General features: G+C 52.3%; 15 protein-coding genes. 6 read left to right on the plus strand and 9 right to left on the minus strand.

All coding sequences use genetic code 11. The features are described 5' to 3' along the window. Nucleotides 1-102: 102 nt before the first annotated feature. The 4 genes from JJD41_RS04230 to JJD41_RS04245 form a co-directional block, all read right to left on the minus strand. Nucleotides 103-3,129, minus strand: a complete 3,027-nt coding sequence (locus JJD41_RS04230) for a PAS domain-containing sensor histidine kinase (protein WP_200664856.1) — start codon at nucleotides 3,127-3,129, stop codon at nucleotides 103-105. Nucleotides 3,130-3,572: 443 nt separating this feature from the next. Further along, a complete protein-coding gene (locus JJD41_RS04235) occupies nucleotides 3,573-4,871 on the minus strand; it encodes a CO2 hydration protein (protein ID WP_200664857.1) in 1,299 nt (432 codons plus the stop codon). A gap of 117 nt (nucleotides 4,872-4,988) precedes the next feature. Further along, nucleotides 4,989-6,563: an NADH-quinone oxidoreductase subunit M gene (locus tag JJD41_RS04240; RefSeq protein ID WP_200664858.1), complete on the minus strand. Its 1,575-nt coding sequence runs from the start codon at nucleotides 6,561-6,563 to the stop codon at nucleotides 4,989-4,991. 140 nt (nucleotides 6,564-6,703) lie between these two features. Beyond that, nucleotides 6,704-8,533, minus strand: coding sequence for an NAD(P)H-quinone oxidoreductase subunit F (locus JJD41_RS04245; RefSeq protein WP_200664859.1), 1,830 nt, complete (start codon nucleotides 8,531-8,533; stop codon nucleotides 6,704-6,706). Nucleotides 8,534-8,981: 448 nt separating this feature from the next. On the opposite strand from JJD41_RS04245, the gene JJD41_RS04250 reads away from it, so the two are divergent. After that, nucleotides 8,982-10,508 (plus strand): hypothetical protein, encoded by a 1,527-nt coding sequence (locus JJD41_RS04250; protein WP_200664860.1) that lies wholly within the window; start codon nucleotides 8,982-8,984, stop codon nucleotides 10,506-10,508. On the opposite strand, the gene JJD41_RS04255 is transcribed toward JJD41_RS04250, so the two are convergent. Next, complete coding sequence (locus JJD41_RS04255; RefSeq protein ID WP_234488501.1) at nucleotides 10,505-11,404, minus strand: tetratricopeptide repeat protein; 900 nt, start codon at nucleotides 11,402-11,404, stop codon at nucleotides 10,505-10,507. The two genes, JJD41_RS04250 and JJD41_RS04255, sit on opposite strands and share 4 nt — an antisense overlap. 151 nt (nucleotides 11,405-11,555) lie before the next feature. Next, nucleotides 11,556-12,842 (minus strand): hybrid sensor histidine kinase/response regulator, encoded by a 1,287-nt coding sequence (locus tag JJD41_RS04260; RefSeq protein WP_200664862.1) that lies wholly within the window; start codon nucleotides 12,840-12,842, stop codon nucleotides 11,556-11,558. 912 nt (nucleotides 12,843-13,754) lie between these two features. On the opposite strand from JJD41_RS04260, the gene JJD41_RS04265 reads away from it, so the two are divergent. Next, a complete protein-coding gene (locus tag JJD41_RS04265; protein ID WP_168568921.1) occupies nucleotides 13,755-14,474 on the plus strand; it encodes a response regulator transcription factor in 720 nt (239 codons plus the stop codon). Between the two features lie 652 nt (nucleotides 14,475-15,126). Here the strand turns inward: JJD41_RS04265 and hemG are convergent. Both hemG and JJD41_RS04275 read right to left on the minus strand, forming a co-directional pair. Beyond that, entirely contained in the window at nucleotides 15,127-16,584 is a 1,458-nt protein-coding gene (gene hemG / locus JJD41_RS04270; protein ID WP_200664863.1) for a protoporphyrinogen oxidase, read from the minus strand. A 366-nt stretch (nucleotides 16,585-16,950) separates the two neighbouring features. Next, the gene (locus JJD41_RS04275) at nucleotides 16,951-17,175 is read right to left on the minus strand and encodes a DUF2811 domain-containing protein (RefSeq protein WP_168568923.1); all 225 of its coding nucleotides are present in this window, start codon (nucleotides 17,173-17,175) and stop codon (nucleotides 16,951-16,953) included. Between the two features lie 612 nt (nucleotides 17,176-17,787). Between JJD41_RS04275 and JJD41_RS04280 the strand changes: the two genes are divergently transcribed. Next, entirely contained in the window at nucleotides 17,788-18,015 is a 228-nt protein-coding gene (locus JJD41_RS04280) for a hypothetical protein (protein WP_200664864.1), read from the plus strand. Between the two features lie 67 nt (nucleotides 18,016-18,082). Here the strand turns inward: JJD41_RS04280 and JJD41_RS04285 are convergent, their stop codons facing one another. Next, nucleotides 18,083-18,484: a fasciclin domain-containing protein gene (locus JJD41_RS04285; protein WP_200664865.1), complete on the minus strand. Its 402-nt coding sequence runs from the start codon at nucleotides 18,482-18,484 to the stop codon at nucleotides 18,083-18,085. A 103-nt stretch (nucleotides 18,485-18,587) separates the two neighbouring features. Here JJD41_RS04285 and JJD41_RS04290 point away from each other — a divergent pair, with 103 nt between their 5' ends. From JJD41_RS04290 to JJD41_RS04300, 3 genes are all read left to right on the plus strand, one after another. Next, the gene (locus JJD41_RS04290; RefSeq protein ID WP_200664866.1) at nucleotides 18,588-18,815 is read left to right on the plus strand and encodes a hypothetical protein; all 228 of its coding nucleotides are present in this window, start codon (nucleotides 18,588-18,590) and stop codon (nucleotides 18,813-18,815) included. Nucleotides 18,816-19,232: 417 nt separating this feature from the next. Continuing rightward, the gene (locus tag JJD41_RS04295) at nucleotides 19,233-19,631 is read left to right on the plus strand and encodes a response regulator (RefSeq protein WP_200664867.1); all 399 of its coding nucleotides are present in this window, start codon (nucleotides 19,233-19,235) and stop codon (nucleotides 19,629-19,631) included. A gap of 160 nt (nucleotides 19,632-19,791) precedes the next feature. Further along, nucleotides 19,792-22,380, plus strand: coding sequence for a CHAT domain-containing protein (locus JJD41_RS04300; protein ID WP_200664868.1), 2,589 nt, complete (start codon nucleotides 19,792-19,794; stop codon nucleotides 22,378-22,380). The last annotated feature ends 36 nt before the right edge of the window (nucleotides 22,381-22,416 follow it).

The following is a 22,416-nucleotide window of genomic DNA, read 5'->3' on the forward strand; positions in this document are numbered from 1 at the left end:
GGGGTTTGGTTACCAAACCCCTACCTAGCGAGAGGGATTTAGGCGGATCTAAATGTCTTGCATCGCAGAGGAAAATACTATATTGCTTTTTTCAAGATCGAATTACGACGAATCTTGACAATGGCGATCGAGGAGTTCGATGATTTTATCGTAGGCAAAATTATCGATCCAAGTCCGCAAGCAATTCACTAGAGGAGCTTCTCGGTCCGAGAGTCGGTCGAGTAAAGCGAATAGGGCGCGATCGTCCAAAACTAAGGCCGCTTTTCGTAACTCTTGTTTCCAGGAAGTAGATAAATCGGCGAGCAACTTCTCAATTTCTAATTCCTCCGCCGTCGGCGACGCGACAGGGGGGGAAACGGGATTGACGATCGCCTCCTCGGTCCCTCGAACCTCTTCGCTAATGGTTTCCCCCTCGATCGCGATCTCGAATGCAAACGTCGATCCTTTCTCCAGTTCCGAGGACAATTCGATCGCGCTGTCGAGGAGTTCGAGATGCTTGCGAACCAGCGCCAAACCCAACCCCGATCCCGTCGAACCCTTCGTCCCGACACGCTCCGCCGTAAAGGGATCGAAGATGCGATCGCGATTTTCCTCGGCGATCCCGATCCCCGTATCGCGCACCGCAAAGCGCAGGCGTTCCCGTAGGGTCTCCCCGGGACCATCCCCCGCCACCGGACATACTTCTAAGCTCACTTCACCGCGATCGGTAAATTTAATCGCATTTTCTAATAACTGGATTAAAACTTGAGTTAATTTAAGGCGATCGCTGCAAACGTATCGAGGCAAATTCGGCGCGGCGATCGTTTTAAACCCTAGATTTTTTCGACGCGCCTGCACCCCGAAGATCTCTTCTAACTCCTGCAACAATCGGTACAGGTCGAAGCGCTCCAGTTTCAGCAATCCCCGTCCCACTTCGATCTTGGACAAGTCGAGAATTTCATTAATCAAACCGAGCAGATTTTCCCCGTTGCGGCGCACGACCTGCAAGTGTTCTCGTTCGATCTCCGATAAATTCGGACTGTGACGCAACAGGTCGCTAAAGCCCAAAATCGCATGTAACGGCGTGCGCAGTTCGTGACTCATATTCGCCAGAAACGCACTTTTGGCCCGGTTGGCGGCTTCGGCAGCTTCTTTGGCTTGGACTAATTGTGCTTCGGCGGCTTTACGCGCGCGGATATCCTGAATTTGACCGATCGCGTAACGTGGCTTCCCCCGTTCGTCTTTGAGCAGGGAAATACTAGCCACTGCCGCAATTTTTTTACCGCCTTTATGTAAATATTGCCTTTCTTGAACCAGCGACGATTGTCGTCCCTCGAAAAGCGCTTGGAAAGTATTTGCAGAAAAATGCTCCTCGGGATCGACGATCGCGCAAACATTCAATTTTAATAATTCGTCGGCGTCGTAACCGAGTAAGTCGCACAAAGCCGGATTCACTTGAATAAAATTGCCTTGTAAATCGACGATCGCCATCGCCACCGCCGCATCGTGAAAGGCCCCGCGAAAATGCTCCTCACTCTCGCGTAATTGCGCTTCGGCGAGCTTGAGTTCGGTAATATCGACCTCGATCCCATCCCAGATCGTGGTTCCGTCGGGCAATCGTCGCGGAACCGATCTCAGTTGCGACCACTGTAGGGATCCATCCGCTTTGCGTTTGCGCATCTGCATCGAAAACACCGACAAATTGCGCCACGATTCCTCGGTGAGGCGATCGTATAAAGGACGGTCTTCTTCGGCGATTAAAGCATACAGACAACTCGGATCGGCCTTGACCTGTTCTGGCGTCAGTCCGAGCAAGCGTTCGACCCCGCCACTGATATAAGAAAAGCGATAGCGTCCGTCCGGGTCGCGCACGAGTTGGTAAATCAAACCGCGATCGAGATTGTCGCCGAGGATTTGTAACTGGGTTTCTCGTTCTTGCAAGGCGAGTTCGGTTCGTTTGCGATCGCTGATGTCTTCGACATGACAGATAGCATAAAGCGGTTCGCCGACTTCGTTGCGAACTAAACTGACCGCTAAATTGCCCCACACGATATGTCCTTGCTTGTGGATGTAGCGTTTTTCGATCTGGTAGCGATCGATGTCTCCGGCGAGCAGTTGGTAGGCTAAATCGAGATCGATTTTCCAGTCGTCAGGATGACTGATACTTCCGATCGTCAATTGTTCGAGTTCGGCATGAGAATAGCCGAGCATCCGGCATAATGCCCCATTGGCGCGTAAAAGCGTACCCTTTTTTTCCGGTTCCAAACTCGCGATCGCCATTCCAATCGGCGCATTTTCAAACGCCAGCCGAAATCGTTCTCGATTCTCGAAGAAAAATTGTTCTTTGGCGCGGAGATCGCTGGCATCGGACTGTAACCCCACAATGTGAGTTACCGTTCCCTCGGCGTCGCGAAACGGGCAAATTTGAACCTGATTCCAAAAACGAGTGCCGTCTTTACGATAATTTTCTAAAATCACCTCGCACGCTTCTCCCGTGGCGATCGCCTTTCGGAGGGTAGCGATTTGCGGTTGGTTGCGGTTTTTTCCCTGCAAGAAGCGACAATTTTGACCTTTCACTTCCGCAAAAGTATAACCCGTGAGTTGCTCGAATACGGAATTGACGTAAATAATGGGGTAGTCGGCACGAAGGGCGTCGGAAATGGTCACCCCGATGCCGACTTGGGCGATCGCCCGTTCCAAAATCGTCCACTGCTGCTCGATTTGTGTCTGTTGGCGCCTGTACGTTCCAGATTGCAGCAACTTTTCGACCCGCACCAGTAAATCGGTCGATTCAAAGGGTTCTCTGAGGTAATCGACCCCTTCGCGTTCTAAAACGATCGTCGGATCGAATGTTTCTCCGACCCCGATCCGGATTAAAATCGGGATCCGGCGAACGCGGGCGCCGAGCATCTGCCTAATCGGCTCGAAATCTGCCCCTTGCACCACGATCGCGATCGGTTCGATCGAGTCCGTTCGGTTGTGTCCATCTACGATCCAGCGTTCCGCCTCCAGGCGCCCCGCGCGAAGAGTGTAGCCGCGATCGCCCAACATGACTTGGTGTTGCTTCCAGTATGACCCGCGATCGCCCAACCATAAAATAATGGAATTGTCCGACAAAGATAAGCGAGAATTGGCGCGGGGTGAAACCATCAACGGTACTCAAACTTCAAAGTAACTTTAGTTGTATCAAATCCAGGTCCCAAGTCGCAATTCGACACTTATGCTTAGACTCTAGTTATTCTCAGCAATTCAATCGCTTCGATCTAGAAACCCCTCAGTTTCGAGCCAATGAGTTTCCCAGATTTTCCCTGAATGATTCACCCTTGCAATTCTGCAACAATTATCCACAAAAAAGAAGGGAGAAAACGACCGTCATCTCCCTCAGATACATTTCTTAATTTTTCTTGACAAAATCTTAGATTTTAGGCGATCGCCCTCCCTTGAAAACCCCTCAGCTTTGTAGGGGAGGGCGATCGCATTTCCTAGTCAATTTTCACAGATTTTTGCTCATTTTTCGGCAGGCGATCGCCGTTTGGCAAATTTTGCACCTAGAAATCGCCAAATTCCCCGATTTGCGATCGGGATATTGCCCCCTAACGATAATCCTGACGTTGAATATCGCGCAAGCGCGCTTCCGGACGTTTGAAGCGATCGAGTTGCGCCTCAAAAAATGCCCGATTGGCTTGTAAGTGTTTCGGATTGGGATCGTCTAAAGGATAGAGCAACGCCGTGCGTAACGCTTGAATTACCGCCGAGGTCACGCAATACATCGATCGCTGAAATGTAATTCCCAATTGAATTAACATATCATCTTCCCCGCGACAGTGTTTTTGATAGTAATCCACCAAATAGGGCGGCAAGAAATGTAACATATCCTGCATCAACAACGTCGGCGGAATCCCTGCAGTTCCTACGGGGAAAACATCGGCGTAGAGAATCCCGTAATGAAAGTCTTTTTGTTCGTCTGGAACTTCTTTCGCCTGGGCGTTATAAGATTTCGTTCCTCGGAAAGGCGCCGTGCGATAAAATACAGCTTCCACATAAGGTAAAGCCGCTTCGTACAGCCACATAAAACCTTTAGATTTCGGGATAATTTCGTGAACTTCGCCGCGAATGTGAGCGTGATGGTAAATCGGGCGTCCGGCGATCGCAAAAATGCCATTGACTAAGAAATTCATCGCTTCGGGAACGGTCGTTAACTTCCCTTCATCGTACAAGTCCGACATTTCAAAAAAGACCGGAGCCATCACTTCCCAGAACAATCCGAGATTGCTGTAATAAGACAATTGACGAACTTGTTCGATAAACATGTCGGGAAACGCTTTATAAAGCCCCAACATCATCGGATTCCCTTTGAAATAGGCTTTAATCGCGCGATCGGCATTGGCTTTATATTCGTCCGTATCGAGATAGGCGTCAAACTTGCCCCATCCCATATCTCGACCGTGCCAGAGCATGGCTCTCATGCAGGCTTCGGCAAATTCCATATTGACGCGATCGTGCAGCCAATGGTGAAGTAACCGGGGTAATTTTTTGTTGATTTCTCCTTTTTCAATAAATTCTAAAAGTTCGGGATGAGCCGTCGCTTCGCCGCGCCAAACTCGCAGATCGGCATCGTCTCCGGCGTAGTGATTGTGAAGGTCTAAATAATGTTGGGGAAGGAAGTATTTAAAAAAGGGTAAGGGGTTTAAAAAGACTTCTTCGGCGATATAGAGTAAATCGCGCCAGTAAAAGTCCATCGGCACTGCATAGGCTTTATAAATGCCGATAATTTGCATTAAGTTTTCCGGCGTATCCGGCAACATGGCACCCCCCGCTTCCAAACGGTGTACGATCGGGGCAAATTCATGTTGCGAGGGGGGTAAGGTCGGTTTCGTCAGGGTCGCACTCATGGCAATTGATGGGTAAATTTGAGGGGGATTAAATCTGAAAGTTGTACGCGATCGCGGGCGGAGTTGAAAGGCGATCGGTAGGGTGAAATTGGCAAACCCTACCGATGGGTTTCGGGCTTAAAATTGAACCGAGTTGAGTTGAGAAACAGTGGCGCCGCGACGCGAAAGTGTCTCCAAAGGAGAATCGCCGCGATCGATGTTTTTTCCTAAAGCGACGGGGGTCGCGATGGGCGCTTTTAACGCCAACGCCATGGCATTCGTCGTGGGTTCGCTCCAGCGTACCAACCAGGCGGGGCTAATTCCGAGAACGAAGATGGTCGCGGCTAAAATAAACGCCGGAACTCGTTCGCGCCACAGCACTTTCGGATAGTACGCCGTGGCGTTATCCAGCCGTCCGAAACAGGTGCGGTTGAGGAGAATGACGAAGTAAACCGCCGTCAACCCGGAGGCGATGATGCATAACAAGGTCGGAACCGGGAAAATGTCGAAACTGCCTTGAAAAACCATAAATTCGGCGATGAAACCGACTAAACCGGGGATTCCGGCACTGGCCATTCCGGCTAAAACGAGCAAGCCACTGGTTAAGGGTAAACCGCGCACCGGACTCATCAACCCGTTAAGGCGAGCCAGTTCCCGGGTACCGACTTTGATTTCGACGATCCCGACTAGGTAGAACAGTAAGGCGAGGATCAAGCCGTGGCTGACCATCTGGGTGACGGCGCCCAAGGTACTCAGGGCCGTACCCGCCGCCGTGGCGACCAAGATATAGCCCATGTGTCCGATGGAACTGTAGGCGACCATGCGTTTGATATCTTTTTGAGCGATCGCGGTCAATGCCCCGTAAAGCACGCTAATCACGCCGACGATCGCCAATCCGGGGGAAACCAACTCCCAAGTCCCGGGAAAGAGTTGTAAACCGAAGCGAATTAAGCCGTAAGTACCTAATTTGGCCAAAACACCGCCTAAAAGAATGGCGATCGGCGGGGACGCTTCGACGTAGGCATCGGGCAACCAGGTATGCAGGGGAACCAGGGGGATTTTAATGCCAAAACCAATTAACAGGATGCTTAATAAAATGAATTGGCTCTTTAAGGAGAGATTTTGAGTGGCGATCGCCTCCCAATCGAAACTGCTGGCGCCGCTAAGCCATCCCATCCCCAAAAAGGCCGCGAGAATCAAAATCCCCGAAATCGCGGTGTAAATGAGGAATTTCATCGCCGCATAACCGCGTTTCTCACCGCCCCAAATAGCAATTAATAAGTAAAGGGGAATCAGTTCGAGTTCGTAAAAAAGGACGAATAATAACAAGTTTTGGGCGACAAAAGCCCCAGCAATCCCGGCATTGACTAATAAAATCATCGGGTAGTAAAGCCGGGGGCGCTCGACGCCATCGCCACTGCCATAAATGGCAATCCAAGTTAGGATGGCCGACAGCGCTAAAAGGGGAAAGGATAACCCGTCGATCGCCAAATGATAGGTCAATCCCAGTTGAGGAACCCAAGGGGTAAATTCCTGTAACTGAAACCCGGAAACGCCGAGATCGAATTGCATGGCGATCGCCAAGGTCCAGCCAAAAATGAGGGTGGCGATCGCCAGCGCCACGGTTCTCAACCAGGAACTATTGGCTTTTCCCGGCCAAAAGCCGACAATTGCCGCACCGATAAGAGGTAAGCAAATTAATGTAGTTAGCATTGTTATTGGAAGTGGGGAATGGGAAGTGGGCAGTAGGGACTCAGAAGCTGCAAGCTAGGAGACAAGCTAGGAGAGTTGCTGGCGGGCAATCGGCCCGCCCTATCGTTCCTTTTCAATTCGATTTCGCGACTTGTGCGAACCTACAACCAGATGGCTAAAGTGACCAAAGTGGCAACGCCAAATAAAATGGTCAGGACATAAAATTGAGTTTGTCCCGAAACGTTATATTTCAAAGTTTGGCCGCTAAATACTGTGGCTAAACCGACGAGATTGACAAAACCATCGACGATATAGCGATCGAACCAAGAAATCAAACGGGAAACGATCGTCACCGCAAAAACAATCGTCAATTTGTACAGTTTGGCCGTATAAAAATCGTAGGCGAAAAAGTTTTGCAGGGAAGCGGAACCCAAACGCACGGGTTTTTCCCAGCGATCGCCGATATATACGAACGCCCCCAAACCGAGACCGATCGCGCTCGAAACGGACAGCAAAATCGCGGCGGCGAGATTGAAACTCAAGCCGTCGGGGAGCAGTTGCCACTGCCAGAGCAAAATAGGCACGTGCAGCGCAAAACCTGCCAAAATTAACATCGGTAACACCATCGGCCAGTGAACTTCGGGCGATCGCACGGTCATCGGTTTCGTTTTTCCGGCAAATAACAAGCCGAATTCGCGCGTCACGCTAAATGCACTCAAGCCGTTGACGAGGAGGAGAACCGCAACTAATTCCGGTCGGGTTGCCCAGAGGCGATCGGCCATTTGTAGCAACGCCCAGAAGCAGCCAAACGGCGGTAGAGCAATCAGTCCGGCACCACCGATGATGAAGGACAGACCGGAGAGGGGACGGCGAGACCACAAGCCGCCATATTGGGTTAAATCTTGGGTGATGTTGTTCCAGACGATGCCGCCGACACTCATCACTAACAGGGCCATCGCTACGGCGTAGGCGAATAAGAGCATCAAGGCGGTATCGGTTTGTCCGGTGCCTACGGCGATAAACACCAATCCCATGTAGGCGCTGACCGAGTACGAGAGGGAACGCTTCATGTCGATTTGGGCGATCGCGATCGCCGAGGCGCCCACTGCCGTGACCGAGCCAATCGCGACCGCCGCCGCCAAGCCGATTTCTGAGAGGGCTAAAACGGGTTCTAATTTAATCAATACCCACGCCCCCGTGGCGACCACCACCGAGTTTCGCAAAATTGTACTCGGGAGCGGTCCTTCCATCGCTTCGTCCAGCCACAGGTGCAAGGGAAACTGAGCGCATTTGCCCAACGGTCCGGCAATCAGTGCCAAACCTAACAAGGTGGCGACGGTCGGATCCAGTTGGGCGGTTTGGGCCCATTGCGCTAATTCCGTAAAATTCCAAGTTCCCGCGAGGGGTAAGAGGGCAACCACGGCCATGAGCAGCACTAAGTCGCCGACCCGTTTGGTTAAAAATGCATCTCTAGCCCCGGTCACCACCAAACCTTGGCTGAACCACAAGCCGACGAGGAGATAAGTCCCCAGGGTGAGGATTTCTAAAACCACGTAACTGAAGAATAGGGAATTGCACAAGATTAACGAGCAAATCCCCGCTTCAAATAAACCGAGGAGGGCATAAAAGCGCGCCCATCCCCAGTCCATTTCCATGTAGCCGACGGCGAAGATTTGGGCGAGTAGGTTGAGTCCGGTCACCAGGGCCATCGCCCCGACGCTGACGGCAGAGATTTCTAAATCGAGGCTCAGATGCAACCCGGCGGCATCTAACCAGGTCCAAGATAGGGTTTGAGGGGGTTGGTTCCAAATCCCGGGAAGGGCGAACAAGCTGTGCGTGAAAGCCAGCAAGGTCATCAAGGCATTGGCATATCCGGCGGGTCGCGGACCGATGCGACGGAGGATCCCGGGCGACCACATCCCGGAAATAATCCCCCCGATTAAGGTGTAGCAAGGTACGAACCAAACGGTTGTACCGAGGAAGTGATCCATCAGTGACGACCTCTAATAAACGGCAAAAAGCAAAGCTTACAAGAGCAAGGGAGGTCGGCGATCGCCCCTCAAACTACCCGCTTTGTAAGAAAAGTTAATTATTTTTTAATCTTGCTTTTAAGGGTACTATCCTCAAGGCGATCGATCCAAGAGATTGTCCAAAAAAATCGGTAATCTGGCGTCTAAGCTCGACTTATAGAAGGCGATCGCGACCGATTTAAGGGGGGATTTAAGGCGATCGCAGGGAATTAATAGATTTTAATTTATTGTTATTATTGTTATTATTGATTGTTTTGAGTCATTTTTTTTAAAATCGAAAAAAGAATTAACCTTTGACGACGATCGCCCGGCGATCGCCCGGAGACACCATAGGCCGATCGCGCCGTCAAACTCAAACGATAAAATCTAAAAATCTAAAAATCTAAAATCTAAAATCTAAAATCCAAACATGGGATCGAATCCAATCGCCGATAAATTCTCCCAACCCCTAGATCGCGTGGCGTGGGTCGCGATGGCGATCTTGACCGTTATCATTGCCGCGATCTTGCTCACCGGAGAACGAACCGCCCCCTCGGTCAGAGAATTTAGCTGGGACGAGCAGCAAATTGGAGCGGACGATCGCGCCTTCATCATGACCTTTTCCCGACCGATGAATCGGGAATCGGTCGAAGATCACCTCAAGATCGAACCGCCGTTACCGGGAAAAATCAGTTGGGCGGGTCGGCGGATGGCGTACACCCTCGATCGCCCCGCGCCTTACGGCTTTGAGTTCCGAGTGACCTTGGACGGCGCCCGCGATCGCTTTTCCGACCCGGACGACGAAAGCGCCCAAATCCAACCCTTTCTCAGTCGATTCCGCAGTCGCGATCGCGCGATCGTCTATCTCGGCGTCGAACCGGAAGAACGGGGGCGCTTGATTCTCTACAACCTCAGTACCGCAGACGAAACAACGCCAAGAAAAACGATTCTCACCCCGAAAGAATTGTGGGTGACGGATTACGAACCCTATCCCGAAGGCGATCGGATCTTATTTGCCGCCAGCGACCGCCTTTCGTTCTTCCAAGGTCGATTCGAGCAACAACTGTACACCGTCACCACCGGAATTCATCCCAACGTTCCCGGCGAACCGCCCCCCGATCCCAAACCGCCGGGAAAAATCGAGCGCATTTTAGACAGCCAAGAGTATCAAAACCTCAGTTTCGACCTAGCCCCCAACGGCCAGATCGTCGTCGTCCAACGGATTCCCAAAGACAATCCGGGTCAAGTCAGCTTGTGGAAAATCGAACCCGGGAAAGCTCCGGAACCCCTGGGGAACGAACCCGGTGGGGATTTTATGATTACCCCGGACAGCACGGGGGTCGTCGTCGCCCAAGGGCAAGGCTTGGCGAACTTACCCTTAGAACCGAATGCCGAACCGTTGGATTTCATGGCAAAATTCGGTCAGATCCTCAATTTCAAGCGGGACGGAAGCGCCGCCGCGATGGTCAAGTTCAATACCGACTACACGCGATCTCTGTTCCTGGTGATTCCCGCCCAAGGGGTTCAAAAAGAACTGTGGCGGACCAACGGCTCGATTTTAGACGCCCAATTTAGCCCGAATGGGGAGATTCTCTACTGTTTGCTGACGAAATTGATTCCCGGCGACGAGTATCAAGAAGAACCGTATATCGCCGCGATCGACCTCAACACCGAGCAGTTACAAACCTTAATCGTTTTACCCCAACAACGAGAAATTCAGATGAGCTTGTCCCCGGACGGGTTGGGGTTGCTCTTCGATCAAATTTTTGTCGCCAGTGGGGAGGAGAACGCTGCCGTATCCAGCGACTTACCGCGCACCAGTTCGGGAGCGACGGTCACGGGCAGTCGGCTGTGGTTGTTACCCTTGACCGGGGCGCCTCCGGAAGAAGAGGTGAAGGGAGAACTCAAACCGGAACAATTGCCGTTTAGCGGATTGCAGCCGGATTGGTTGCCTTAGAGGTCGAGACGATCGCGCAAGTTCGCCAGTTGTTGTCTGGCTTTGGTGTGGTTGGGGGTAATTCGCAAGGCGCGATCGTAAGAGGCGATCGCCTCTTCGTAGCGTTCGAGTAATTCGAGGGCCACTCCCCGGTTGTACCAGGCACTGGCCGGGCCAGTCGTTAAGCCCCAATCCCCCTGACTAGCTAAGGCGCGGTCGTAAGCGGCGATCGCCTCTTCGTAGCGACCTTCTTGCAGCAGGGCCGTGCCTTTGTTGTACCAAGCCAAGGCAAATTGATCGTCGAGGGCGATCGCGCGATCGAAGGCATCGAGGGCATCTTCGCGACGATCTAAGCGCCACAACACCGAACCGCGATTGATGTGAGCGTCTGCGGCCCGATTGTCCCCCCAACTGCCATCTCCGGCCAAGGCGCGATCGAACGATTCTAGAGCGGCTTCGTGACGGTCGGTATCTTTGAGGATCATGCCCCGACTGAGCCAAGCGAGGGAGTATTGGGGGCGCAATTCCACCGCACGGTTGAGTTCGGCGATCGCCTCGTCGTAGCGTTGTAACGCCGCCAAGCTCATTCCCCGACCGATCCGAGCATCCACATTATCCCCGTCGAGATCGACGGCGCGATCGTAAAGATCCAACGCCGCATCGTACTTTTTAGAATTGAGTAAAAATTGCCCTTCCGAAAGCAAGGATTGCAACTCGCTCGGTTCTGCTGCTGGCATCTCCGGCAGATCTTCGCTCGCAGGTTCCGGGGAGGGCACCGCCTCGGACTCCGGCTCGGGCGCCGCCGTCGGCATCGGCGTCGTCTCTTCATCGGTGATCTGACCGGAATCCCGACTGCCCGTCGGATCGGTTTGAGCCCACACTGGAGCGGTCAGACCCGTCGTCAGCGCTGCCATCATACCGATCCATTTAAAGGAGTTCCGCATCGCTCTAGCCTCTAGAAATCATCGGGTTTTCACAAACACAAAAAATTGTAACAATCTCTCGATCCCCTCGGCGCGGGTCACGATCGCCCCGGTGGGGGGGTCAAATCCGCTCCATCGTTCGGGCTTATCCCGTAGCCTCCAGGGAAGAAGACCCGGAAATCGAACGGCGATCGTCGAGAGAGGCATTTTGGCAGAGGCGCCGCGCGGGTAAAGTCACCGTCACCGTCGTTCCCACGTCGAGTTCGCTGTCAATTTCAATTTGTCCCCCGTGCAGTTCCACACACCGTTTGACAATCGCCAATCCCAACCCAGTTCCCTGAATCGTCGAAACATTGCTGCCTCGGTGAAACGCTTGGAAAATCGCCCGTCGTTCGGTGGCAAGCACCCCGATGCCGCGATCGCGAACTTGCAAGCACACGATCGCCGAGGACGTATCGTCCGCAGGCTCTAACGGCGCCCCCCCCCCCGAAATTTGGTAACGGTTCTTTTCCTGGCCGTCGCTCCCGAAATGCGCATCCTCCCGGTCGAGGTCGCGACAACTGACAGTTAACTCGATCTCTCCTCCGTCGGGGGAGTATTTAATCGCATTAGACAATAAATTGGTTAAAATTTGTTGCAATAGTTTGCCGTCGAGGATTAAATTCTGGCCGTCCCCTTCAAAGTGCAACGCGACTTCGCGGCTACGATCTCCCGCTTCGGCTACTAATGACCGACACCATTGTTCGAGATCCAAGGCCAAAGGATTGAACTCCAATTGACCCGATTCGGCCAGATCGATCGACAAGACATCGCGAACTAACTGACTCAAGTGCCCGGCGGCAGTTTGAATGCGTTGTAAATGTTTTTTTCTTTTTTCTTCATCCCACCTCGGCCAATAACATTCGAGCAGTTCTGCCGAGGAAATAATGGCTGTTAAAGGCGTTTGATATTCGTGAGAAATCATCGTCACGATCCCGGAGCGCAAAGCGTTGAGTTCTCGTTCTCGCTCCAAAGCTTTGAGGATTTCTCTTTCCGCTTGCTTTTCCTGTAACAAACGCTGGACGCGCCTGCGTAAAACTGCCCAGTGGATCGGTTTGGTGATGTAGTCCGTAGCACCCACTTCAAAGGCTCGGTCTACGGAATCTTCGTCTTCTAAACTGGTGATCATTAAAATCGGCGTACTTTTGAATTCCGAGACCGCTTGTATTTGCTGGCAACAGGCAAACCCATCTAAACTGGGCATTCGCGCGTCGAGCAACACCATGTCGGGCTTGACTTGGCGGTACGCTTCAACTCCCTCCAATCCATTACTGGCTTCGGCGACGCGATACCCTTCTTTGATCATGGCGCGACGCAACATCATGCGAGTGGTGCGATCGTCGTCCACGAGGAGAATGAGAGGGGAGTGGGTCGGTGAAAAGTTAATATTCATATTTCAAAAACTTGCCAGAATGACGAGGTTTTGAGCAATTGGTCGCTCTCCTCAAACGAGGCGATCGCCCCTCATGTCAATGGCACTCGGTAGAAATCCGTAGAACTCTATTGTCTCTGGAATCTCCCTCAATTGCCTAGATTGGAATGGGCAGCAGCGATCGCTTCTTTCTTTTTAGTATGCCCTCGCTTGTGAGTTCGTTGGCCGTTCTCGATTTCACGAGATTCGAGACACTCTACCCCACTTAACACTCAATACTAAGATCGGGTCCGGCCTTGAAGTCGTTACGGAGCTTAGAGAGATGGTGACATGAGATGGACAATTCCCACGGATTTATTTCTAAATCCTCATAACTTCCTTCTCCTAGGAGATAAGATCGGGAGGCTCCCCGAGTAACCCGTCCCGATTTGTGTGACCATGGGTAAAGCTCAGAGAGCAACCCGTCCCCTTTTTTAAGGGCAGCGTTCTCAGGGGTTCCGCTATTCCTGGGGGCTAGCTCGAATCGAGTGGGGGCAAACGGCTCAGGCAATCTCATCTTTGGCTCTACCCTTACAGATTTCCTTTCCCCAAGAGATCGAATGGCTCGACTTATCCGATCGCATAGGCGAGATCTTCTCCATTTAGAATGGCAAGATAGTGCTGAGGTAACCACCATTTTCGATGCTGATGCGACCTGCCAAAAAAGGGGACTCAAAACCTCCGAAGACCTCGGGACGATTTTCTGCCAAGCTGGGAAGCCCGCCTCGTATCCGGTAGGCTTGGGGTCAGGAAAATGTCACAATGCTGGATAAATGATTGTTAGTTTTGTCCGGTTTTCGGGAAATCGTGTAAATTTCTCCAGTCTGGCATCCGATCTCAGATGTCAGCGTCTTCGATCGTTCTTACCCAGTTCACACCGCATTTGTTGTAGCTATGGCTCCTGCCAAGATTCTTGTCGTTGATGACGATCCTGCCATCCGCAATTTGATCTATCGCTTTCTGAGTCAGCAAGAGTATCAAATGGAGTCGGCAGAGGATGGAAAAAAAGCTCTAGAGAGTTTTGAAAAATTTAACCCCGATCTGGTGATTCTTGACGTTAATTTGCCGGATACCACCGGGTATCAGCTTTGTCAGGAAATGCAAAAACGCACGGGGGTTTTTGTCTTGATGCTCACCAGTCGCACCGATGAAGCCGATAAAATTCGAGGGTTTAATTTGGGGGCGGATGACTATATCACCAAACCCTTTAGTCTGGTCGAACTCGGGGCTAGGGTGGGGGCGCTTTTGAAACGACAGCGTGTCGTCCAAACCGCCGAACAGCCGTCTCTGACCTTCGGCGCGATGTGTATCGATCCGGTGCGTCGGGAGGTGACCCTCAACGAAAAACCTGTTTCTTTAACGGCTTTGGAATTTGATTTACTTTACTTTTTGGCCAGTCATCCCGGTCGCGTTTGGCGGCGGTCGGAATTGTTACAGGAAGTTTGGGATTATGACTACGTGGGTGACCAGCGCGTGGTAGACGTTCATATCGGCCAAATCCGACGCAAAATCGAACCGGATACGGGGAGTCCTTCACTGATTCAAACCGTCCGAGGGGTGGGCTACAAGTTTGAGATCCAAAGTTCGGATCGATCGCCGGAAATGGAAGTATGAATGGGAATGTCGAGCGGTTGCGGGGGGCGATCTCTGGAACCGTCTCAATCTTTGTGGGTTTCGGTGGGTGTCGGACGGTCTTTTGGGGGCGATCGCCGTTGGCGTCCGCGATCGGGTCTCGCTGCAATTTGCCCGAGATCGATTGACTATTTTACAGGGTGCGATCGACGGCTCTAAGTAGCAATTTCGATGGTTCGATTAGGCTTTAAGGGGGTCAGCAAATTGGATAAAAATTCGAGGCATATTTTAGTAATATTCGACCTACGATGTAGATTGAGGGGATAAAGATAAAACTATAGATCGAGGCAATCGATGGGCGAATTTTTATAGATTTTTTTGTGAATTTTTTTGTAGTATTTTTTTGTAATATTTTTGTCTTTTAGATCCCCCTAAATCCCCCTCGCCAGGTAGGGGTTTGGTAACCAAACCCCTACTTTGCTCGTTCCCCCCCCTATCCCCCCAACCCCCCTTTCAAAGGGGGGTTGGGGGGATAGGGGGATCGGCACTGTCCCTCATCAGACGCCCGAGTGCTGCAAATTTTTGCTAAATTTTCTGAAAAACCGCTCTCATTGACCGCGACGATAACGAATAAGCGGCGATCGCCCAACCGCTCGCTCGATCGGACAAACGAGCGGTTTTCGAGGTCAAAAAATTAAACCGTCGCCGAGGCCAAATATTGGCGGATCTGCGCAGCGCGATCGCGCGCGCGGCGAACGCAATCGCCAACCGCTACCCCGTCACTGTAATTTCCGCACAAATAAAGACCGGGAAACTCCTGCAAACCGCGATCGATCTGCTCCCAGCGCTGGTGGTGACCCAAGCAATATTGGGGAATCGCCCGCTTCCAGAGATGAACCGCCAACACCTTCGGGTCTACATCTCGCGCGAGCAGGGTTTTGAGTAAATCTCGATGCACGACCCGAACGATCTCCTCTTTCTCTAACTCGGCGATCGCCGGATCCCCCGTCCCCCCAATAAAATTAATCAACAAATTCCAACCCTCCGGCGCCCGCCCGGAAAACAAGGACGAAGACCAAATCGTCCCCAGGGTGCGAATCCCCTGATTTCGGGGAATCAAATTACCAAAGCCATTTAACGGGCGTTTGAACGCCGAAGTCGGATATCCCAACACCACACAAGCCACCGACGGATAGACAAATCCCCGTAAGGCTCGGGCAATCTCCCCGTGGAGGGGATCGAATAAATCAGCCGTCACGTAAGTTGGGGTGGTCAAGACCACGCTGCGCGCTTCTACCCGCTTCGGACCGTCCGGCGTCGAAAACTCGGCGATGTAGGTTCGTCTTTCGGTGGGGCGCACCCGAATTAAGTGCCAGTTGAGTTGGACTGCGTCTCCGAGGCGATCGGCGATCGCCTCGGGCAAAGTCGCCAATCCCCGACGAAAAGAACCGAGCTGTCCCCGTTTGGGCTGCGGGACGTTCGGATCTGGGGTAGCTTTCGTTTTCGGTTTCTGGCGGCTCGTGCGGATTGCTCCCGCAACCAGTCCGCCCCCAGCTTCGGCCATGCGCGCCACGCGCCCGAATGCCGCTCGGGCGCTTAACTGTCGCGGATCTCCGGCATAGACTCCGGACACGAACGGTTCGACTAAGCGCCGCAGCACTTCGCGGCCCAAATGGCGCTCGAAGAAGGAGGCGACAGTTTCCTCGGAACCTACATCGGCCATAGCCGGAGGGACAAACCCCAAAGCACCGAAGAAAGCGCGCAGTTTCCCCCGCCAAGTGAGCAGTTTCGAGCTAACGATTGCCGGGGGACTCATGGGAACGGGCATTAATTCCCCCTGCCAGTAGACGAAGCGAGGGAGTTTGCCGTCGGCGAAGACTAATTCATCTTTTAAGCCGACTTCAACGGCTAATTGTAATAACTCTGGGGTCGGCGCAAAACTGTTGGGGCCTTCTTCCCAGAGAAAACCATCTCCCGATGCGGTAACGATGCGACCTCCCACCCGAGATTGACTTTCGGCGATGAGAACTTTCGCTGGATGGGCGGTGCCGCTCGATTTCTGTTGCAAGTCGAATGCAAGCGTCAGACCCGTAATGCCCGCACCGACGACGAGGGTATCGAGTAAGGTCGATGGATTCGCTGGTTCACTCATTTCAATATTGACGTTGGATGTTTAGCGGTGACATCCTCCCGACGCTGACCCTACGGGTACAGCGCGGGCTTCCCAACCTCACGATTGGGTATTCCTGACCCACGCCACTTGTCTAGGTCGTTAAACCCCGACAGACCGACTTGACAGGCGGTTTCCTTTCCCCAGAGTCCCTGGGTTACTCGATTCTCTACTTTACTACAAGCTATGGCTACGGGTTGCTGGTCTCATCCGCATTGTAGGGCTTCGCCCTTCCTGCCAGGCAGCGAATCGACAAGGGTGGGGGATCCGTGGATCCCCCACCCTTCCATTTAATGAAGAGCAGCTCGCTTCCCTATTCCATGGGGTGCGATCGCTCGAAACCGATCGCTATGCCGGATTGTGGAATAACGTTTCGAGATACACCCGTGCCGCTCGATGGTAGTTACGCGATGATTCTGGGGTGCAACTCTCCCCATTTTGGAGTAAAAACAGGGACAGAGCGGCACAAAATACGCGGTCTTGATCCCAATCGGGATGGGTTTCTAAGTATCCTTTGAGCGATTCGTGCAGTTCTTCGGGGATTTCAGCCAGGATGCTGACGTTGGCTTTCATGGGCAACCTCTCCTTGCGCGCGGGGCTGGAACAACCTCGGGTCTGAGGGTTTGCCGATTGGGGCGATTCTCCTGGGGAGATGCTACGCGAACGCCCCCGGTTCCCTCAGCCCATCGAGGCTAGCGGCTTTATTGTGCGCCGAGAAGGGGTGGGATTGTCAACGTTGCGAAATGTTAAAAGTGACGATTTTGAGTGTCAACCCTTACGAGATAATAGGGGTTTGAGTACATTTTTTGTGACTTAATTTAACAATTTGACCCCACGGAAGCGGAGGCTCGGGCGATCGCCACGAAATCCCCAACTCCACCAAAAGAGTGCAACTCGACCGGGATAGCTTGTGGAAAAGACTGTTTAATTTGTGGAAAACGACGAACCCCTTGTGGAAACCGATGTGGAATCTTTGGGGAAAACGAGGACGAAGAATAAGAATTGCAAAATTGAGCAAATCCGGGCTTGTAAAGTTATAAGACAGTTTCTTGACGGAGAACCTCTTAATTTTGTAACTTCCGATACAGACAAAATTAAGATTTAAGCAACTTCGGGGAAGATTGAGGGGGAAGCGATCGCCTTTCCCAGTGGATCGGTCATTGAGCAAGAGGGAAGGATAAGTCGATGAAAATTGAAAATCGCCAGGTCGAATTCAAACGAGTGAGAGACCGACTCGATCGCGATCGCTTTCACGCCAACACCTGGGTTTTACTCCTACAACGTCCCACCCCTTTTTGCTACGACGAAGCCTTACTTTTGTGTCGTTATAGCGAAACCGAGTGGCTGACGTGGATTCCCGAATATGGAGAAGCGATCCTACCCGAACGCCAACTTTCACCAAGTTACGAATAAATTGGATTGATTCTAGGGTTTCGGATTCTCCGATGGTGCAATGATGAGAATCCGAAAGCCACCCTACTCAACCCATTAACAACACCGTATCGATCGCGTGAATGACACCGTTATCCGCTTCGATATCCGCCGCGATTACGGTGGCATTTTTCACTTCAAAACCGTCGCTACAGTCAATCGCAATTGGCGATCCTTCCACAGAGGTGAGTGATGGCATGTCTTTGAGTTGAGCTCGAGTCAATTTACCGGGAACGACATGATAGGTGAGAATTCGGGTAAGCTGAGGGATATTTTGCAATAAAGTTTGAATCGTTCCCGGGGGAAGTTTGGCAAATGCCGCATCGTTGGGCGCAAAAACGGTAAACGGACCGGGACTTTTGAGAGTTTCGACTAAATTAGCTGCTTTCACGGCAGCAACGAGGGTCTCAAACCCCTCGTTGCTGACTGCGATATCGACAATATCCGCCATTGAGTAACCTCCGTCGATCCTGTATGGATGTTGAATTGCTTAGAAGATCTTAAGATCATAGTTGAAATTCATGTTAGTCCGATCGCTCAGATAGGAAGAATTAATGTCTCAGCCCCCCGATTTCAGAGGAGAGATCGCGGTTGCATTGGGATGGCGATCGCTGTGGGAGCAGGTTAGGTTGACGAACTTCACCGTTGAGAAGGAGAGCGCCATCTCAATGTTAAATGCTAATGTTAAATTCTTTCTCTCGCTACAAGCGGCGTTAGATTATGCTGGAAAGGAAATCGACGTGGCGATCGAAATTTTTGAGTTCTGCTTAGAATTACTTTAGGTATCGGTGGAGATGGCGGCGATCGATGGTTATTAAAATTCATAAAAAAATGAGAGAAAATGAGAAAAAATTGAAGGAAAAGATCCAAATTCTTTGCATAAAAAATAAATAAGAGAAAATAGATCGTCGAACGATTGGGCGATCGCGACGGGGAAGACTTCGGCGATCGCGAGTTGAGGGAAGCCTAGTAAATTTACGGGGCGATCGCGGGTTGCCAAGGGGTGAGGGGTGAAGTTTGGAAAAATGACCGAATCAGATTTAATGTCAATTTCTACAAAAAAATGTTAAATTTCAGAAAATGCGGTGTTTGCTGTTATTGAACGTTGAATGAATCGACCATTGCCACTCAAAAGCTCCCGACTGCGATCGCGCCCCGAGGGCGATTTTTTCTCGATCTAGTCGAGCGGGGAATCTAACATGAAAACTGTTCTCATCGTTGAAGATAATCCGATCAACGTCCAAGTTTTTTCCAAAATCTTGACCAAGCGAGGCGGTTTGGCAGTCAAACATACGGAAGATGTCGAAGAAGTGTTGCAAATTGCCCACACCAAGACAGCCGACGTCATTTTAATGGATGTGGCCTTGGCGAACAGTCGCTACCAGGGTCAACCCATCGACGGGGTGCAAATCACCCAAATGCTCAAAGCCAACCCCGCCACGGCTACATTACCCGTAATTTTAGTGACCGCCAACGCCATGGCAGGCGATCGCGAAGAACTGCTGGCGCAAAGTGGTGCAGATGGTTATATTGCCAAACCCGTGATCGACTATCAAGCCTTTTTATCAGAAATTCTGTCTAAAATCGATCCAAAATAACCTCGATCGAGACCCCCTCAATGGAGCGAGGGAAATTCGAGAGCCGAATTCGGGGCGATCGCACCAGTCCAAACCACCGAATCTACAGCCCTAGTGGCGTTGTCGTTGGTTTTGGCTAGAATCAGGACTCGACTACCCGACCCGACGGCTAAAAACGAGCATGAATAAAGATCGACGATCGCACTGGAACCAGTGGCGGCGAAGACGGCGAACGATCGCCTCCGTCTTAGTCGCCTTATTGACCTGCTTAATCTTAGTGAGTGAGGCTCGTGGAACCGCCAAACCGAGTTTTTCTCCAGAATCGGCGATCGCCGTGTCCGAGTCGGTCGAAAATGGACGGGAGCTATTCGAGCAGGGACAGTACGCGCAAGCGGCGCGCGTGTGGCAAGATGCGGCCACACGCGCCGACGATCGCCTCGATCGCGCCTTGAGTTTGACCTATCTGAGTTTGGCCTATCGCCAATTAGGGGATTGGTCCGCCGCGCGCGATACGATCTCACAAAGTTTTGAAATTTTAGAAACGTCGCCGTCGGGAGATCGCCGCGAAGCTGCCATTTTAGCGAAAGCGACCAATGCCCGAGCTTCGGTGTCGTTTGCCATCGGCGAGATCGAAGGGGCGGTTCAGACATGGGAGTTAGCGCGCGATCGCTACGCGGCCCTCGGCGATCGCCTGGGGGTACTCGGCAGTCAAATCAACCAAGCACAAGCCTTGCAAATGTTGGGAGACTACCGACAGGCGAACCTACGGTTAGAACAAGTCGAAACACAACTCCGGCAGCAGACCGATTTATCCCTCACTGCCACGGGGTGGCAAAGTTTGGCGTTAGCCGTGCAGCACGCGGGGGAATTCGAGCGCGCTCGCGAACTGCTCGAAAAAAGCCATCAATTGTTCGAGCGCCTCAATTCTCCCAATCCCCTTGCCACCAGTTGGATCGATCGGGGTAACAACGCCCATTTGCTCGGCGACGACGACGGCGCGATCGCCTACTACCAGAAAGCCGCCGCTACGGCGACTCGTCCTTTATTGCGGGTTCAAGCCAGACTCAACCACTTGCATTTACTGATCCGCCAGGATCGCGGTGCCGAAATCGAAGCCTTGCTAGCGGTTCTCGAACCGGAACTCAACGCCCTCGATGGGGGAGGACGGGAGGAAATTTACGCCCGCGTCAACTACACGATCGCCCTCTTGGACGATCGCCGACAGAGCGATCGCGATCGCCTCGCCGACGCGGGGGAACGGTTGGGGCGATCGTTTAGGGAAGCCGAACAACTCGGCGATCCGATCGCCCAATCCTATACCCTCGGCACCCTCGGAGAACTTTACGAACGTACCGGACAACTCGACAGCGCGCGATCGTTGTTCGAGCGAGCCCTCGCTCTGGCGTTGCACAGTCACGCCGACCATATTGCCTATCGCTGGCAGTGGCGTTTAGGACGGGTGCTAGGGCGCACGGGCGATCGCGACGGGGCGATCGCCGCCTATGGCGAAGCCGTCAATACCTTACAATCCTTGCGCCAGGAACTGGTCGCCATGAGTCAGGAAGTCCAGTTTTCCTTCCGCGAACGAGTCGAACCGATTTATCGCGAATTTATCGACCTGCTGCTGCAACCGAAGTTCGACGGCGGCGCGATCGCCCAAACCGAGCTCCAACAAGCCCTGAAAACCCTAGAAAACCTGCAACTGATCGAATTAGAAAACTTCTTGCAACAGCCGTGCTTGCAGGCGAAACCGCAACCGATCTCGGGTCTCGACCCCCATGCTGCGGTGATTTATCCGATCTTGCTCGATCGCCGTCTGGCGATCGTCGTTTCCCTCCCGGACGGTACCCTGAGCTATCACGAAACCCTCGTGTCCCAGACCGAAGTCGAGGAAGCGGTCGAAGGGCTGTTGCGATCGCTCAATCCGGCCCTTTCCGACCGCCAACGCCTGCAACTGTCCGAGCAACTCTATCGCTGGCTGCTCGCTCCCCTGGAGCCCGAACTCGTTCGCGCCGAGATCGAAACCCTGGTGTTCGTATTAGAAGGAGCGTTAAAAAATCTGCCGATGGGGGTTCTTTACGACGGCGAACGTTACGCGATCGATAAATATGCCCTCGCCGTGGCCCCGGGACTGCAATTACTCGGCGACACCTCCCTGACGCCCCATTCCTTACAAGTGATTGCAGGAGGACTGGCCCAAGGTCGGCGCGGCTTTTCTCCCTTACCGGGGGTCAAATTAGAATTAGAAAAAATTGCAGCCTACACCGAGACTCAAACCTTTCTCGACGAAGCGTTTACCTCGACGATGCTGCAAAAACAAGTTGACGATTTACCCTTTCGCGTCTTACATCTGGCAACCCACGGCCAGTTCAGTTCTCGTCGGGAAGAAACCTATATTGTCACCTGGGACGACCGTCTCGATCTCGAAGAGTTCGGCCAACTTTTAGAAAGTCGTCAGGAGCCGTATAAAACTCCCATTGAACTGTTAGTGTTAAGCGCCTGTCAAACCGCACTCGGCGACAAACGAGCGGCGCTCGGTTTGGCAGGGGTGGCGGTCAACTCCGGCGCCCGCAGTACGGTAGCGAGTTTGTGGTCGGTTCACGACGGCTCGACGGCGATGCTGATGGAAAAGTTTTACGAGTTTCTGGCTCGACCCCAAACGAGCAAGGCGCAAGCACTGCGTCAGGCGCAATTATTTTTAAAAGAACAGTCCCGATACGAGCATCCTTTTTATTGGGCGGCCTTCGTGTTAGTGGGGCACTGGTCTTGAGAAAATTGAGCGCTTAGAATTGAGGAGTGAAGGGGG

The organism is Oxynema mangrovii CENA135 (assembly GCF_016632315.1).
GTDB classification, from domain to species: Bacteria; Cyanobacteriota; Cyanobacteriia; order Cyanobacteriales; family Laspinemataceae; genus Oxynema; species Oxynema aestuarii.

Coding starts and splice junctions, on each gene's coding strand:
- JJD41_RS04230 (WP_200664856.1), bottom strand. CDS start 3,129: ATGGTTTCACCCCGCGCCAATTCTCGCTTATCTTTGTCGGACAATTCC.
- JJD41_RS04235 (WP_200664857.1), bottom strand. CDS start 4,871: ATGAGTGCGACCCTGACGAAACCGACCTTACCCCCCTCGCAACATGAA.
- JJD41_RS04240 (WP_200664858.1), bottom strand. CDS start 6,563: ATGCTAACTACATTAATTTGCTTACCTCTTATCGGTGCGGCAATTGTC.
- JJD41_RS04245 (WP_200664859.1), bottom strand. CDS start 8,533: ATGGATCACTTCCTCGGTACAACCGTTTGGTTCGTACCTTGCTACACC.
- JJD41_RS04250 (WP_200664860.1), top strand. CDS start 8,982: ATGGGATCGAATCCAATCGCCGATAAATTCTCCCAACCCCTAGATCGC.
- JJD41_RS04255 (WP_234488501.1), bottom strand. CDS start 11,404: ATGATGGCAGCGCTGACGACGGGTCTGACCGCTCCAGTGTGGGCTCAA.
- JJD41_RS04260 (WP_200664862.1), bottom strand. CDS start 12,842: ATGAATATTAACTTTTCACCGACCCACTCCCCTCTCATTCTCCTCGTG.
- JJD41_RS04265 (WP_168568921.1), top strand. CDS start 13,755: ATGGCTCCTGCCAAGATTCTTGTCGTTGATGACGATCCTGCCATCCGC.
- hemG (WP_200664863.1), bottom strand. CDS start 16,584: ATGAGTGAACCAGCGAATCCATCGACCTTACTCGATACCCTCGTCGTC.
- JJD41_RS04275 (WP_168568923.1), bottom strand. CDS start 17,175: ATGAAAGCCAACGTCAGCATCCTGGCTGAAATCCCCGAAGAACTGCAC.
- JJD41_RS04280 (WP_200664864.1), top strand. CDS start 17,788: ATGAAAATTGAAAATCGCCAGGTCGAATTCAAACGAGTGAGAGACCGA.
- JJD41_RS04285 (WP_200664865.1), bottom strand. CDS start 18,484: ATGGCGGATATTGTCGATATCGCAGTCAGCAACGAGGGGTTTGAGACC.
- JJD41_RS04290 (WP_200664866.1), top strand. CDS start 18,588: ATGTCTCAGCCCCCCGATTTCAGAGGAGAGATCGCGGTTGCATTGGGA.
- JJD41_RS04295 (WP_200664867.1), top strand. CDS start 19,233: ATGAAAACTGTTCTCATCGTTGAAGATAATCCGATCAACGTCCAAGTT.
- JJD41_RS04300 (WP_200664868.1), top strand. CDS start 19,792: ATGAATAAAGATCGACGATCGCACTGGAACCAGTGGCGGCGAAGACGG.